The 14183-nt window shown below is 46.9% G+C and carries 18 protein-coding genes; 11 read left to right on the forward strand and 7 right to left on the reverse strand.

Annotated features, from left to right (window positions below):
- Positions 1–1239: hypothetical protein (locus KDK19_RS15150; protein WP_257254599.1), on the forward strand; the 1239-nt coding region annotated here is incomplete at its 5' end.
- 167 nt (positions 1240–1406) lie between these two features.
- Entirely contained in the window at positions 1407–2450 is a 1044-nt protein-coding gene (locus tag KDK19_RS15155; protein ID WP_257292281.1) for a Fic family protein, read from the forward strand.
- Between the two features lie 35 nt (positions 2451–2485).
- Here the strand turns inward: KDK19_RS15155 and KDK19_RS15160 are convergent, their stop codons facing one another.
- Positions 2486–3016, reverse strand: coding sequence for a cytochrome b (locus tag KDK19_RS15160; protein WP_257254601.1), 531 nt, complete (start codon positions 3014–3016; stop codon positions 2486–2488).
- 382 nt (positions 3017–3398) lie between these two features.
- Between KDK19_RS15160 and KDK19_RS15165 the strand changes: the two genes are divergently transcribed.
- Positions 3399–3710 (forward strand): RING finger protein, encoded by a 312-nt coding sequence (locus tag KDK19_RS15165; RefSeq protein ID WP_257292282.1) that lies wholly within the window; start codon positions 3399–3401, stop codon positions 3708–3710.
- A 192-nt stretch (positions 3711–3902) separates the two neighbouring features.
- Here KDK19_RS15165 and can read toward each other — a convergent pair whose 3' ends face one another.
- A complete protein-coding gene (can, locus tag KDK19_RS15170; protein ID WP_257254603.1) occupies positions 3903–4562 on the reverse strand; it encodes a carbonate dehydratase in 660 nt (219 codons plus the stop codon).
- A 143-nt stretch (positions 4563–4705) separates the two neighbouring features.
- Here can and KDK19_RS15175 point away from each other — a divergent pair, with 143 nt between their 5' ends.
- The 3 genes from KDK19_RS15175 to KDK19_RS15185 all read left to right on the forward strand — a co-directional run bounded on the left by KDK19_RS15175 (position 4706) and on the right by KDK19_RS15185 (position 5751).
- A complete protein-coding gene (locus KDK19_RS15175) occupies positions 4706–5014 on the forward strand; it encodes a hypothetical protein (RefSeq protein WP_257292283.1) in 309 nt (102 codons plus the stop codon).
- A gap of 79 nt (positions 5015–5093) precedes the next feature.
- The gene (locus KDK19_RS15180; RefSeq protein WP_257254605.1) at positions 5094–5372 is read left to right on the forward strand and encodes an AbrB/MazE/SpoVT family DNA-binding domain-containing protein; all 279 of its coding nucleotides are present in this window, start codon (positions 5094–5096) and stop codon (positions 5370–5372) included.
- Positions 5359–5751 (forward strand): PIN domain-containing protein, encoded by a 393-nt coding sequence (locus tag KDK19_RS15185; RefSeq protein WP_257281658.1) that lies wholly within the window; start codon positions 5359–5361, stop codon positions 5749–5751. The genes KDK19_RS15180 and KDK19_RS15185 overlap by 14 nt, the downstream gene beginning before the upstream one ends.
- A 215-nt stretch (positions 5752–5966) precedes the next feature.
- Here KDK19_RS15185 and KDK19_RS15190 read toward each other — a convergent pair whose 3' ends face one another.
- The 3 genes from KDK19_RS15190 to KDK19_RS15200 form a co-directional block, all read right to left on the reverse strand.
- Complete coding sequence (locus KDK19_RS15190) at positions 5967–6461, reverse strand: hypothetical protein (RefSeq protein WP_257292284.1); 495 nt, start codon at positions 6459–6461, stop codon at positions 5967–5969.
- Positions 6462–6681: 220 nt separating this feature from the next.
- The gene (gene pyrF / locus KDK19_RS15195; protein ID WP_257292285.1) at positions 6682–7494 is read right to left on the reverse strand and encodes an orotidine-5'-phosphate decarboxylase; all 813 of its coding nucleotides are present in this window, start codon (positions 7492–7494) and stop codon (positions 6682–6684) included.
- A 123-nt stretch (positions 7495–7617) separates the two neighbouring features.
- Complete coding sequence (locus KDK19_RS15200; RefSeq protein WP_257281657.1) at positions 7618–8103, reverse strand: hypothetical protein; 486 nt, start codon at positions 8101–8103, stop codon at positions 7618–7620.
- Positions 8104–8305: 202 nt separating this feature from the next.
- On the opposite strand from KDK19_RS15200, the gene KDK19_RS15205 reads away from it, so the two are divergent.
- The 3 genes from KDK19_RS15205 (at position 8306) to KDK19_RS15215 (ending at position 10293) form a co-directional block, all read left to right on the forward strand.
- Positions 8306–8782: a hypothetical protein gene (locus tag KDK19_RS15205; RefSeq protein ID WP_257254610.1), complete on the forward strand. Its 477-nt coding sequence runs from the start codon at positions 8306–8308 to the stop codon at positions 8780–8782.
- Positions 8783–8893: 111 nt separating this feature from the next.
- Positions 8894–9793, forward strand: coding sequence for a DMT family transporter (locus KDK19_RS15210; protein WP_257292286.1), 900 nt, complete (start codon positions 8894–8896; stop codon positions 9791–9793).
- A 38-nt stretch (positions 9794–9831) separates the two neighbouring features.
- Positions 9832–10293 (forward strand): nucleoside deaminase, encoded by a 462-nt coding sequence (locus KDK19_RS15215; RefSeq protein ID WP_257254612.1) that lies wholly within the window; start codon positions 9832–9834, stop codon positions 10291–10293.
- Between the two features lie 65 nt (positions 10294–10358).
- Here the strand turns inward: KDK19_RS15215 and KDK19_RS15220 are convergent, their stop codons facing one another.
- A complete protein-coding gene (locus KDK19_RS15220; RefSeq protein ID WP_257281656.1) occupies positions 10359–11309 on the reverse strand; it encodes a LysR substrate-binding domain-containing protein in 951 nt (316 codons plus the stop codon).
- A gap of 241 nt (positions 11310–11550) precedes the next feature.
- Between KDK19_RS15220 and KDK19_RS15225 the strand changes: the two genes are divergently transcribed.
- Complete coding sequence (locus KDK19_RS15225) at positions 11551–11727, forward strand: hypothetical protein (protein ID WP_257281655.1); 177 nt, start codon at positions 11551–11553, stop codon at positions 11725–11727.
- Between the two features lie 126 nt (positions 11728–11853).
- A complete protein-coding gene (deoC, locus tag KDK19_RS15230; RefSeq protein WP_257292287.1) occupies positions 11854–12618 on the forward strand; it encodes a deoxyribose-phosphate aldolase in 765 nt (254 codons plus the stop codon).
- Positions 12619–12636: 18 nt separating this feature from the next.
- On the opposite strand, the gene KDK19_RS15235 is transcribed toward deoC, so the two are convergent.
- On the reverse strand, positions 12637–13989 hold the full coding sequence (locus KDK19_RS15235) for a hypothetical protein (RefSeq protein WP_257253606.1): 1353 nt from the start codon (positions 13987–13989) through the stop codon (positions 12637–12639).
- Positions 13990–14183: the final 194 nt, after the last annotated feature.

Here is a 14183-nt window from a genome sequence, read left to right on the forward strand (position 1 = left end):
GATCCAGATCCAGATCCAGATCCAGATCCAGATCCAGATCCAGATCCAGATCCAGGATCAGACTCAGATCCGGATACTGAAAATCAACTTGATTGTAAATGGTGTACCGAGCCGTACGACTTCAGCGTTTTCAAGCAGCAAGCTCCAGTTGACCTTGAGCCTCCCGGGCGGTCACCATCGGCTTCATCCTTCAATGTTTGTTATCTGGAAACGAGTATGGTGCCGATTGTTTTCGAGGCTTCAGATCTTAACGTACTGCAATTTCAGCAGGTGTTAACTCAGGCTCAGGCTGCCATGCAACGGAAGAACGTGCAGGCTGATATGCAACAGAATGTAGTGGCAGGGCTGGCTTCTGTTGGCTGGATGGGGGAGCACGCCCAACCCATAAGCGATATTAAGGCTTTACCTGATGGTTATTATGCCTTGATTCTTCCCAATACTCAGGGAGACTATTTCCTTGCCTTCATTGTCGTAGAAAAAATAATGACCTTTGCTTTTCTTCTGAATCAGGCAGGCGGTCTGATTGGCTATGTCACTAATGATCAAAAACTCTTTTCTTGGGGAATCAAATTCTACCTGAATAAGATGAAAGGCCAGCTTTATCGGGTTCATTTACCGGCCACAGTTGATGTGCTCAAGTACATATTAGAGGCTACCTCTACGGCCTTTTATAGCCCGTATGAAGAAGAAGTAGCCAGCCCGCATAAGGGGGATTGCAGTGGCAAGCTTGGAGTGACCCTGGCTTCAGATACCACAAAAGGGCATGACATTGCGATTCGGCAATGTTTTTTGAATCAAATGTCGAGCGATTTAGAAAAGATTTCATTGCCTAAGGGCCTGGACGAATCGCGGCTTCCGGATTTGTATGCCTTGTTAAGGTTAATGGATATGGGGCAAGCGATGATGGCCCTTAAGATTGAGCTTGAGCCCCAAGAGCTTCAGGAGTTCAACTCAGTCCGACAGTTAATGAGCGCTTCACTTGGAACGGGTGACTTTATCATGGTGATTCAGGAACCCTACGAACCGAAATTTGTTGCAATCATCTCGGCTCAAGATGCCACTATGACGCTGAGAATGTTGTGTTTCTCTGACAATATTGGAGAGCGAGCTTCGTTGAGAGCTTCCAGCGGGCTGGTTTGTGAATGGAATAGAGCGCTACAGGTGCTTATGTCGACTCTGAGAACAGGTCATTACGTCAAGGTTTATCGATTAAGTTCGTCTGATGACAGTAACAATTAATTTATCTGTCGATTTGACGGTTGATATGCAAAATAATTGAACATTAACCGTCTTTTCACGATTAATAAGTGTATTAGCAAACTTATAAGTTTATTGGATACTAAATGACTTACAGGCATAATTTGCAGGAATATTATCCGATAATTAACCGTTAGTCAGGAATCCAAATGCACACGCTGGAACGCTTGTCAGACTATCGATTCACTGCCTCCCAGTTGGGACGCTTCAGACAGATGGGTGAATTCCGTGGACGACAGCCCCATACCCTGCGTCAACAGGCTGAGATTCTCGATACGCTCAGGCAGGTAGCTACTCTGGAGTCTGTGGAGTATGGCAACAGTCTTGAGAACATTGCCGTCAGCAAGGAAGCATTAAGAAAACTGGTGCAATATGAAATTAAGCCAGCCACTTCAGCTGAAAGACAGATAGCGGGGTACCGTGATGTACTGGACAGGGTGACGGAGCCTGCAGAGCACACTAATGTTTCTCCGGGGCTTATCCGGCAGCTTCATGCCACCCTGTACAGTCACTTTCCCCATGAAGGAGGACGATGGAAAGCGACCAACAAGGATATTGTGGAGCGTGATTCAGAGGGTAATCGGGTAGGCGTTCTTTATCGAACCGTTCCGGCTACTGAAACGCCAAAAGCGATGGAGTTCAGCGTGGGGCTCTATCACCAGTGTCTGGAAAAGACGATAGAACCTCTGCTGGTGGTGAGTTGTGCAGTACTGGATTTTCTCTGCATACACCCGTTCAGTGATGGTAATACGCGAATTTCCCGGCTGATTGCTACTCTGATGCTTTCCATCAATGGCTATGATATTTGTCGCTATATCAGTTTGGAAAGAATCTTTGCGCAGAACGAGCAGGCTTATATGGATGCCCTCCGGTTCAGTGTGAAAGGTTGGCATGAAGGGACCCATAACCCCATGCCCTGGATTAACTTCTTTCTGGATAGTGTGATCAAAGCGTATGAAGAGCTGGAGTTAAGGGTGGATGCACTGCAAAACCAGGGCAGCCGGGCTCCCAAGTCGCAGTTGATTGCTATGGCAATTGACAATGCAAAGGGTCCTTTTTCAGTGGCTGATATTTGTATTCAGTTACCTACGGTCAGCCGGGAACTGGTGAAGAAGGTGGTTCAGCAGAAGCGAAGAAGCGGAGAGCTGAAGCCCATTGGCAAAGGGCGCGGGGCTCACTGGGAAAGACTATAGAAAAGGGCTCTTACAAGGAGCCCTTTTTGACAAATTCACAACATTCTGCCGAGCACATCGTTTTCAGGTTTATCCATAAACCGGTGTTTAAGTGCACCTACCACATGAAGCGCAATGATCCCCAGAAATGCGTAGGGAATATAGGTGTGAATCGTATGCAGGGTTCCTGCAAGCTCCTTGTTGTCTTCCATTAACTCGGGCAGAGGTATGCCAAAGAAGAAGACAGCACGCCCTCCAGCGTCCGACATGGTAAGACCGCTGACAGGCACAAGAATCATCAAGGCATAGAGAGAATAATGAGTGACTCTGGCCAATACCTTTTCATGATGCGGCAATCCTTTGGGTAGCTTGGGTACTTTGCTGAATAATCGTATCAGAATGCGGATCACTACCAGCAGGAGCACCAGGATGCCGAAAGACTTGTGCCATGGATAGATGTCGTATTTATAGCTGACATCTTTGGACAGACCTGCCATGTACCAACCACTGGCAATGATACCCAGGATTGTAAGGGCCATCAGCCAGTGAAGCAGTCTCATCAGGACCGGATATTTTTCAGATATCATGGATGTATCCTCTGGAGTGGAAAGCGCGTGCGGCTTAGTGTTCGTTATTTTATTCAAGGCAGCTATGAGTGAAGAACAAATTTCACCCACCAGGATGCATTTATTCTTACTTTAAAACGTGATCCTGTCACCTGGTTCCGGCAAATTATGTTATTCCGCACAGACTGCCTCCGCACAGCTCCTTGCGGGACTGTAGTACATTAATGGTGGTTGTCATCAGCGGGCGTCTTTACCGCCAGTCAGATGCAGGTTCTTTCACAGGGGGCTTTCACCCTGTAAGCCCATGCCGGGCGTAACAAAAAAATAAGCGCAGGGAACTAAATGGATAGACAATGATCTGAGACTACAAGTTATATGAAAAACAGAAACAGGAGTAAGAGATATGGACGGAATTACACCACCCGGCAGCCCAAATAATCGGCCGCCCTATCAACAGGAGACCGATAATTGCCCTGTTTGTCTCGAACCTTTTGCCAGAAGGGCAGTCACGGTTCTTGAACAATGCAGACATATGTTTCACGAAGACTGCCTGGAGACTTGGCTATTGGAAAATACAACCTGTCCTTATTGCAGAACCATTGTCAGGGAAAGGGAAGTACAACCAGCGCCTGATGAGATATTGAACTCTCTATTGAGAAGTCACACAGTCTTCTCTCCAGATGGGCAGATATTGAATCGAAGTTTAACTGCCTGATTCCGTTCTCTTTGAAGGCACCTTAACATTATCACCTGCTGCCAGAGCATGCGCTCTGGCCTGAGAGATGACAGAAAAAACCACAGCAGAAACAGTTGTGCCGCAAAGAGTGTATGTCTGATAATTCTATCCTTCCGATTTGGTTTTCAGAGAGGAAGGATAGATCAAGAAAATGAAAGGGTATCTATATCATCATCCAACAGCTGCACTGGTGATCTGCCTGATGGCATTGCTGTAAAGCTCATCCAGGCTTTCCGGATCAGAGACACATAATCCCAGATCTCTCAGAAGGCCGTCTTTCAGTCCATAAATCCAGCTGTGGACAGTCAGGTCTTGTTCTCGTAGCCAGGCATCTTGAACGATGGTGGTCTGGCAGACATTCAGAGCTTGTTCCACAACATTCAGTTCATACATGCATTCGAACACGTCTTCCTGATTGTCGAGAGTATTGAGGAAGGTTTGATGCTTGTGCTGTACGTCCTGAATATGACGTAGCCAATTATCAATCAGGCCCAGTTTGCCGTTCTTAACCGCTGCCTGAACACCTCCGCAACCGTAGTGGCCGGTTACTATAATGTGCTCGACTTTCAGGTACTCAACGGCGAACTGGATAACAGAGAGACAGTTGAGATCGGTGTGAATGACCTGATTGGCCACATTTCTGTGCACAAACAGCTCACCAGGTACCAGACCGGTAATCTGATTGGCGGGTACCCGACTGTCAGAACAGCCTATCCAGAGGTATTTGGGCGCCTGTTGCTGAGAAAGCTGTTCAAAAAAACCAGGTTCTTTTTCCCGAACAGCCTCTGACCATTCGCGGTTTTGGTCGAACAGCTTCTTGAGTCTGCGCATGGGAAGCTTCCTTAATCAGAAATAACGCCTAAGTATACAGCTGAAAAAACAGAAGCCAACAACAGCAGGGTTGTAAGGGAGTATCGAACCTGTATCTTCGTTGCAATTCCTCGCAACAGCTTTGCTGTTTTAAATGGCTGCGCGTGTCTTTTCAGGCATTTCATTTCTGCCCTGAAGCTTGCCCAACTGGTCAGATCTCTTTATATTCGAAAAAGCGCAAGAGTAGCCAAATCAAGATCACCACTCACTGGGAAGATATTCCTGACCTTAAGCGACAGTATCCAGCACTGGATGTGATCTCTGGCCAGCGCTGGGTAAAAGACGGCTCTATTATGACATCAGCCGGTATTACCGCCGGAATCGATATGAGTCTTTCACTGGTGAGTTTGTTGCACAGTCTGGAACTTGCTGAGAAAACGGCAAAACAGATGGACTTTGTTTGGAACCGTTAATCCTACAAAAGGTGGACATTTTGACAGGTAATCGAGCAGGTATTACTTTTAGTAATACTCTTTCAGTGAGATCAAAACTATGTCAACCAGCTCTATTACCAGCAAAGGTCAGGTTACTATTCCTATTGAAATAAGGGCAAAATTCCAACTTCAACCTGGCGATAAAGTTATGTTTGAAGAGAAGGATGGAATGATTGTACTTACCCCAATGTCTGATGATATAGAAGCCTTGGGAGGATGCCTCGCAGATCATACTAATGGCCGGAAAGCGACTCTTGATGATATGGAGAAAGCCATTCAAGAAGGAGCTCAGGCATTATGGCAGGGTAAAGAAGGCGGCAAAAATGGAGGGCATTGATACCAATATTCTTGTTCGCTACCTTGTCAGGGATGATGAAAACCAATATCAACAGACAATCAGTTTTTTGAAGAATTGTAACAAGTTCTATATCAGTCCTGTAGTTCTGGTAGAATGTGTCTGGGTACTCACTCACTTCTATCAAGTCAGTCCAGCTCAGCAATGTCAGAAATTAAGAGCCGTTATTCAGTTACAAAAGTGCCTGACGCAGGACTATCAGGCCACACTCAAAGCCCTTGATGATTATACCAACGGTTACGATTTTGCCGATGCAATGATTGCTCATCATAACGGGCTTCAATGTAAAACCACCTGGACATTTGATCGCAAAGCTTCACGCCTCAGTCAATTCAGCTTGCTCAGGGACTTTGATCATTGATCCGGAACTTGTTGGAGCAGTGATTGACTGGGACTGAAAGCCTATCTCGCAAGCACTCACCTTATCGTTTGCCTACGCAGCCAATAGCTCTTACACTTCTGGTCATCGTAACCCTTTGGTTAAAATCCGACCGCATTTGGGTAGCCCCATCGTAATCACACAATTTTTTTGACGCATTCAAGCGGCTATCTTGAGCTTAAGAAGTTTGATCTGCATCACTGAATCGGAAAGGTCATCTCTTCTATTACTTCAAAAACGCCAACAATCATCGTTTCAGAAATTGAACTTTCCGGTCCCGGAATAATATGATAATCACCATTGGGTAGCTGCGATAAGTGAGGGGTGTGTGTGGTTTGCATTTCTGTTCCAACATTGTCCGGTAGATAACAGGGCAATAAATATTGCTCGGCTACCTCTCCCGGAATAAGGAGAAGCGCCCCTGGTCTCCGACTTCTGGCACTTAAATGTTTCAACAAATTCGCCATGCCGGGTTCCTCCACTTTATTTTTTTTATGATGTACATAATATCTCCCGTCAGATGTTCTAATTAAATACATTCTGCAACCAGAGCATGCGGAATTTTTATGTTTAACCTCTGCAAAATATTCAATGATCCCAAGTGTACCCACTATGGTAATTTCTCTCGTTTCTCCGTCCCGTACTACAACAAAATGTCTTGGTGAAGTTTTTGTTATCGTTCCGTAGGTCACAGGTACCTGAAAAAGAATGATAAAGTAAAAGAGCAAGAATATGCGTGTATGCATCCCGAGACTTTTTTAAAAAATAGAAAGAGGATGTATAGAAGATATACACAGCCTTCGCAAACCACTTTAAAGAGCCCGGCCACATGCCAGTGCCTGTTGTCGTCAAGGCAGCCGACTCTTGGCAGAGGAATCCCCTACCGATTCAGGTGGGGGAAAATGCCAATGGTTAACGGTATTGATTCACCTGGTCTCTGAGCTCAATGGCGGCGGCCCTGGCTGCCTCGGCAAAGTTTTCATCACTGCCGGCATAAATGATGCCACGGGAAGAGTTTACAATGATGCCTTCACCCTGACTGTTGAGACCATTTTTAACGGTGGCTTCTACGTCTCCACCCTGGGCACCCAGACCCGGAACCAGAAAGGTCATATCACCGGTAATAGCACGGATACGCCTGAGTTCTTCAGGGTTGGTGGCACCAACAACCAGCAGCAGATTGTTATGGCTGTTCCACTCTTCTTTGGCCTTACGGGCAATCACTTCATACAGGAAGTCGTCACCGACCTTCAGGTTCTGAATCGCTGCGGCTCCGGGGTTGGAGGTTCGACAAAGGATGACGGTACCCTTATCTTCATAGCGGCTGAAGGGTGCAATAGTATCGATGCCCATATATGGGTTGACGGTGATGGCGTCTGCACGATAGCGATCAAACGCTTCCATAGCGTACTGATCCGCCGTGCTGCCAATATCGCCCCGTTTTGAGTCGAGAATGACGGGGATATCCGGGTAATTATCCTGGATGTATTCGATGGTCCGGGCCAGTTCGTCTTCAGCGCCACGGGCATGATAATGGGCGGCCTGAGGTTTGTAAGCGCACACCAAGTCTGCGGTGGCATCAATGATGAAGCGATTAAATTCCAGAATAGGTTGCTCGAGCGCCTGAATGTGGGCGGGGAACTTCTCGGGTATTGGGTCCAGGCCTACGCAGAGCAAAGAGTTGTTCTTACGCATGGCAGCCTGAACCTGAGCCAGAAAACGCATAGCAAAGCCTTATGTTGCAGTGAACGATGTCTGGGCGTGCACTTTAACAGATTTAAGGCCGGGTTTGTTGCGACAAATAAGAAATTTGCCGGGCTGAGCCAACATCAACCTTTGTGTCTGCTTCTAATGAGCCTCCTGGAATGGCTTTGCTGTTGAGCACGAAGCTATTCTCTCAGTCCGCCTCAAGGTTTCTGAGGCTCCGTATCTTTTGAACGACCGGTAAACGCTTCCACAGGCGATAAGGTGTCTGACGGTTTGTTTGGCTGCTGTTGTCACCACGGGGGCAGCATATAAGGCCATCAACAGAGGGTGAGAGAGTGCCTGCATGATCACCAGAGTAGTGCCAACAATGGTGCCAGTCGTTTGCAGTACCCTGACGATGCGGCAAAGGTGCTTGCGGGTCTTCATGGTTCGGTTTTTGTTGAACCTTTTTACACTCGCTTCAATGGCTTTACTGACCAGTTTTCCTAACAGGTAGCCTGCGACAGCACCAGGAGTCGCTACCATGGTGGTGAGTAATCGCACTCCGGCAGTAATGCCTGCGAACGGGCTTGCGGCGGCGTGTAGGGCTGTTTGGATAACGGCACTGATTGTTGATGATCCCTGCATAATCTGCACTCCTTGTGTTGCTATTTGATGTTGTTTGCAGAGTATGCAGGGATTCGCCGCCAAAATGACTGACAGAATCGTTAGTGACACTTGCAGATTTTGATAACCGGTGCAATTGGATTGCATCAGGTTTTGGTCAAACTGACCATTTCCTCACTCTGAAGGAACCCATAAGATAGTTAATAAAACAGAGATAGCGTTGATGCGAAAGTTAGTAATACCAGACCTTCAGCAGGTGGCAGAATGGCTCAATAAGGACGGTCATGAATTCTGGATGTGTGACCGGTGTGAGGGGTTGCATATCTCATCACTTCAGTCTCTGGATGGCGTACTCGATAGTCGTCTGTTTATTAAGCCATTTGGTATTCTTTTTTCAACCGAGCTGGATTTGAAGCCTTCCTCTGCATTTTTAGTTCAGGCCGATATGACCCGCCTCAACCATGGTTTACCTACCCTTAAACTGTTTCTGGAGATGCTGGATTCAGGCCATTTTTTGCTGGTGGCTTCCGATATTATGATGACCGCCAATGGCATCTGTTATAGTCAGTTCTCTGAATTTCTTGCAATGTCCCTGGAAGCCAAGAGCTGGTTGTACCGGGAGTGTCAGACCATGCAGTATGTCGTGTCAGAACAAGAGCATTGTGTCCCCCCGGTTGAAGGCAAGTTTTCGTTCCACTAAGCAATTTCCAGTTTTTATCAGAATTGGATATAAAGCGTTTAGTGCTCTGGCGAAACTTTGCAGTTGGCCTAATGTCATACAGTTAATATTCTGATGCGGGAAGTTCAGAACGTGTCCAATGCCACTCTTTTCTGTATCTGCTCTCTGGTCTGGGGCTCCACCTGGTATGCCGTCAGCTGGCAGCTGGGGACTGTTGACGCCATGTGGTCAGTCGCTTACCGGTTTCTGTCTGGCGCTGTGTTGTTATGGTTTATTTGCTGTTTCAGAGGCGGCTTAACGGGCTTTACCCTTCGGCAGCATCTCAGATTCTTTTTCCAGGGAACCTTCCTTTGCGGTATTTCCTACTGGCTGGTCTATGAAAGCGAAAAATTCATCAGTAGTGGGCTTTCAGCATTAATTTGTACGGGCATTCTTTATTCAAATGTTGTGATTGCTCGTTTCTGGTTAGGGCACGCCGTTAAACGTTCTGTTCTCATAGGAGCGACATTGGGCAGTGCCGGTGTGCTTATGGTGTTTTTTCCCCATATCTCACAGATTGATTCCAATACCCTGCAGCTAAAGGGACTGGCATTGGCACTGGGCGCTGCACTGATGTTTTCCATGGGCAGTGTCTCCTGTGAAGTTAATCAGAAAGATGGCTTGTCAGTGGCACCTGTGACGGTGTTTGCCATGTTTTACGGTGGTCTGGAAATGGGGGCTATGGCTTTGCTCCGTGGCGTTCCGCCAACGTTTGACTTCAGTCCGGGTTATCTGGTTTCCCTGATTTATCTGGTGACTTTTGGTTCGGTAGTGGCAATGACCTCATACATTGCCCTGATTCAGCGCATGGGATCTGACAGAACCGCCTATGTCGATATTATTTATCCCATCATTGCCTTGTTGATCTCAACCGTTTTGGAGGGGCACCAATGGACGCCGGTTTCTGTGTTGGGAGTGGCGGTTATTTTGCTGGGGAATTTACTGGCTATGGGTAACCGTTTTGATCGGCGCAGAAGCGGGACTTCCTGCTAACATAAAAATTCCTCTCTCCGATATCTATGGGGTTTCTCATGAGTGAGCACAAACCATTCATCTATCGAGCTATAGAGTTATCCAGTCAGGCTCTGGACAAAGGGGAGGCGCCCTTTGGTGCGGTGCTGGTGCATAACGGCAGAATTCTTTTGGAGTCTGAAAGCACTACCGAAGCAGAAAGTGACCAGACCCGGCATGCAGAACTCAGTCTGGTCAGCCATGCCTGCAGACAGATACCAAGAGAACAACTGTGTGAATGCACACTTTACAGCAGCACAGAGCCCTGCCCAATGTGTGCCGGAGCAATATATTGGGCCGGAATCCAGAAAGTGGTGTACGGATGCAGTATGCAAGCACTGGACCAGATTGCCGGGCACTCCACTCAAATGGGTTGCAGAAACGTTTTTGACTGCTGCTATGGCAACATAGAAGTCATTGGTCCTGTAGAAGAAGAGCTTGCATGCGAGCTGCATATGAAGTGCTGGCCGCATCCATCTTAAGAAGACATATCCACCCCTGAAGTCTGCGCTGGACTTCCAGTGCACAGTTGCCTGACACGTATGATTCAGGGAACGTGATATCCCATGGGCTTCATGGCGTCGTACTGTAGCCAGACTTTGTTCAGCCAATTTTCTTCACCCAACCAGTTCAGAACCCAGCGAATACCGTTGCCCATGACTTCCTTGTTCCAGGCCAGATAGCAACGATCATTCATGGGAATATCCAGAACATCCTTGCGAATCAGCAACTCCTGTTCAATGTAGGGCTGAACAAAGTGGCTTGGCATGATAGTGATGCCCAACCCTTTCAGCAGGCATTCAATAGCCATGCGAAAACTGGGAACCAGAAGGATTTGCTGGTCTTCGAGCAACAGGTTGTAGCCCTGTCGAAAGACTCTGGAAGTATCCTGAATGCAGATCGAACTATAAGTCTTCAGCATGTCCTGGCTGATCGGACCGGAAACGCTGGCCAATGGATGCTCTGGAGACATCACCAGGTCCCATGCCAGAGAACCCATAGATTTCCATTCAAAACGGTCATTAGTAGCAATATTGTCTGGAATGGTTTTGGGAGCACCAATGACCAGCTGGCATCGGTTGTGGAAGAGGGCATCCCATGAGCCGTTGTGAACTTCAGTATTGATTACAAGGTTGGTCTCGGGACGAACGGTTTGAAGGTCGCGAATCAAATCGTAAACCATGCCCTGGTTAACGACGTTATCCAGGGCAATCTTGATGTCATGTTCCCAGCCCGAAGCCATCTGGCGGGTTGTTTTTTCCAGTTCCTCCAGTTCAGCCAGCAGTTTGCCTGTCTGCTTGATAAAGTGCTCACCCGCCGGAGTCAGCTCGACCCGCTTGCTGTCTCTCAAAAACAGTTGTACATCCAGTCGCTCTTCCAGCTTCCGGACGGTGTAGCTGATGGCAGAAGGTACTTTATGCAGGTGCTTGGCTGCTGCGGTAAAGTTTCTGAAGTGGGCTACGGCCCTGACAATTTCGAGGGATTCCGTTGGGATCATGAAGTGAATACTACTATTTGCCGACTTTGAGGTGTCATTAGAGTATCTCTTAGGCTGTCAGAAAGGGAGTCTAAATGAGAGTTTTTTATCGACAGGCTCATACCTTTGTCGGCATGAGATGAGTCTCAGTACCGGGCTCTCCCGTACCAGTATTCAAAAAAGCCGAATGCCCATCCAAAAATACTTGCTGTATTTGGTGTTTTGAATTCACTAGGATAGCCACTTCACTTCGGGCGACTTCATGATTATGAGGGAGAAATGTATTGCACTGTTGCCTGTTCCTGCAATACAGAGACTCCGGCAAGAAGTGTTGAGTTCGCAGTCCGCGCTGCAGACTCAGGTGGATGATCAGCAAAACAGCCTTGAGCTGGCAAAAAATGCCTCTGCGACTCTGGTGCAGGGGTTTTTTTGTTTCTGAGATTCTTCCCTGCCTGATTTCGGTGGTGATATTACGCGCATTCGAAGATAAACTACGGCAGGCTCCAGGCACTTTTCTATTCTTTTATGTCGCCGTTAAAGCTCTTTTGAGCCAGAGGACCAATCCGTGAACGATCTCACTGCCAGCAGTCGTCTGGCTCTGAAACTGATGGATCTCACTTCCCTCAACGACAATGATACGCCGGATGTGATTATTGATCTCTGCCAAAAAGCCAAGACGCCGGCAGGCAATATCGCCGCAGTTTGTATTTACCCAAGATTTGTCCCCATCGCTAAAAAGACCCTGAAAGAACTGGATCTGAACGACGTGACAGTGGCCACTGTGAGTAACTTTCCAGAGGGCGGTGATGATATTGAACTGGCGGTCACAGAAACTCGAGCAGCTGTCGTTTATGGTGCGGATGAAGTGGATGTTGTTTTTCCCTATCGGGCTTTCATGGCGGGTGAGGAAGCCGCTGGAGTTGAGCTGGTTCGCCGCTGTAAAGAAGTTTGCGCAAACAAGGTGGTGCTCAAGGTGATCATTGAGACCGGTGAACTGAAAGACCCTGCTCTGATTCGTCGAGCCAGTGATATCTGCATTGAAGCCGGTGCCGACTTTATCAAAACCTCTACCGGCAAAGTGCCTGTCAACGCTACACTCGAATCTGCCCGCATCGTGCTGGAAGCCATTCGAGACAGTGGCAAGCAGAACGTAGGCTTTAAGCCCTCGGGTGGCATTCGAACAGCACAAGACGCTGCAGAACACCTGAAGATTGCCGCTGACATTATGGGGCAGAAATGGATCGACCGAAATCACTACCGCTTCGGAGCTAGCAGCTTGCTGGGAGGCCTGCTGTTGGCGCTTGGTCTGAAAGAACAGGAAGACGATTAAAAACAAACTCCGTCCAGGCTACTCTTCTCTGAAGGAATCAAGCATATCAGAGGCGCTGCTGTCAGTATCACTGCTTTCAGAACTGTAAGGCGTCTCCATGGCAAAAGCATATTTAGACATGAGCAAGTTGACGAAAGCTCGCAAGTCGTATATACGTTCATCCAGGTGTTTTCTCAGCCTGTCTTCTTTGTCGAACTCTTTTTCATCATCTCCCCCTGTGGTCTTGTCATGTTTGGCTCCATCAGCCTGCTGATTGGCATTGATGACAGCACCTGCCTCAAGGAGTACAGCACCTGCCTCAAGGTATAATAGCGTCTTGCGTGATTGTTCCAGCAGGTCCTCAAATCCTATGCAGAGGGTTACCAGTATGACTTGGTAATCATTTTGATCAGTAAAAGTTTTTTGTAATTGATATGACATGTATTTTTCTATGGCTATAAGCAATTCTTGAAATAATTCAGGATGTTCATTTCCCGGGTTATCTTTTGCGTCGGTTACCACCTTTTTAAATATTTCAAATAATTTCTGTTCTTTGGCTTCTTTACCGGTAAAGTCAGGAATGGTTTGATCCCAATTTGAGCGGCTAAAATAACTCGACATGTTGTCAATGTGTGTATTTGCGAGTTGTATAACAAAAGGATCAAGCATCAGGCTTAAGGTATCAATGAAACTCACGAAAAGACTATTCCAAACAACTAATTCAGGTTTTTTTTCACCGTATTCTTTTATTAGCCTTAACATTCGTTTATCTGATTTTATATTACGCAGACAAACCGGCATTCCGAAATCATTAACGTAGTAGTTGAGTAGAGAGGAAGAGGCTAATAGCATTGCATCGAATGATGCCCCGTATTTTTCAGTTTCAAAGGGGTCCTCCATTTTTCGCAACAAAAACTCAAGGCGCATTTCTTCCAACAGCATCAGGTCAGAGAAGACTGTAGCAGTTTCTTTAATATTTGCTTTTAAAACGTTGAGATCTTGTATGGGTTCTTTTACACCAAAAAGGTCACCTTTTTTGGCATAGAGTCTCTCGATACCAGACAAATGAGTAGCATCAAGCAGGAATGAGAGAAAAAAGAAACTATTTGCTTTAAGGGGGGTTCCCTTGCAATGGATGGCTGTATAGTAACTCACCATCAACTTCGCGAGGCTCCGTTGGTGCTGTGGATTGGCCATATCGATAGGAGATTCGGTACCCTGAATTGAATATAGAACTTCCATCAACTTTTTCTGGTCTTTGTCAATCTTAATATTGAGAATTAGTTTCACTGTATCAATCATACCAAGAATGGTCAGGCTTTCTTCGGGAGGCTTTGCCGGGACATAGCTCAACATAGTGTTTAAGATTTCTTCATCAATGCCTGTATTCAACCCCTGAATAATGGCAGCAACCTGTACACGGGTCATTGGTGGGAGTGGAGTGTCTATTAAAGGCTGAAGCTGCTGTGCTCGTGCTCCCTCCGATTCATCCATTTTTTTGACTTGCTCAGTTTCATGGTTCATGGCAAATATAAGATGGGTCGTATTCGGGTTGAGAGCAAAAGGAGAGATTCTCCCAACATAAG

It is taken from the genome of Endozoicomonas sp. ONNA1, assembly GCF_024606325.1.
GTDB lineage: Bacteria > Pseudomonadota > Gammaproteobacteria > Pseudomonadales > Endozoicomonadaceae > Endozoicomonas_A.

What these genes read in the sequence shown, in the direction of transcription:
- KDK19_RS15155 (WP_257292281.1), top strand. Translation starts at nt 1,407, where the DNA reads ATGCACACGCTGGAACGCTTGTCAGACTATCGATTCACTGCCTCCCAG.
- KDK19_RS15160 (WP_257254601.1), bottom strand. Translation starts at nt 3,016, where the DNA reads ATGATATCTGAAAAATATCCGGTCCTGATGAGACTGCTTCACTGGCTG.
- KDK19_RS15165 (WP_257292282.1), top strand. Translation starts at nt 3,399, where the DNA reads ATGGACGGAATTACACCACCCGGCAGCCCAAATAATCGGCCGCCCTAT.
- can (WP_257254603.1), bottom strand. Translation starts at nt 4,562, where the DNA reads ATGCGCAGACTCAAGAAGCTGTTCGACCAAAACCGCGAATGGTCAGAG.
- KDK19_RS15180 (WP_257254605.1), top strand. Translation starts at nt 5,094, where the DNA reads ATGTCAACCAGCTCTATTACCAGCAAAGGTCAGGTTACTATTCCTATT.
- KDK19_RS15185 (WP_257281658.1), top strand. Translation starts at nt 5,359, where the DNA reads ATGGAGGGCATTGATACCAATATTCTTGTTCGCTACCTTGTCAGGGAT.
- pyrF (WP_257292285.1), bottom strand. Translation starts at nt 7,494, where the DNA reads ATGCGTTTTCTGGCTCAGGTTCAGGCTGCCATGCGTAAGAACAACTCT.
- KDK19_RS15200 (WP_257281657.1), bottom strand. Translation starts at nt 8,103, where the DNA reads ATGCAGGGATCATCAACAATCAGTGCCGTTATCCAAACAGCCCTACAC.
- KDK19_RS15205 (WP_257254610.1), top strand. Translation starts at nt 8,306, where the DNA reads ATGCGAAAGTTAGTAATACCAGACCTTCAGCAGGTGGCAGAATGGCTC.
- KDK19_RS15215 (WP_257254612.1), top strand. Translation starts at nt 9,832, where the DNA reads ATGAGTGAGCACAAACCATTCATCTATCGAGCTATAGAGTTATCCAGT.
- KDK19_RS15220 (WP_257281656.1), bottom strand. Translation starts at nt 11,309, where the DNA reads ATGATCCCAACGGAATCCCTCGAAATTGTCAGGGCCGTAGCCCACTTC.
- KDK19_RS15225 (WP_257281655.1), top strand. Translation starts at nt 11,551, where the DNA reads ATGATTATGAGGGAGAAATGTATTGCACTGTTGCCTGTTCCTGCAATA.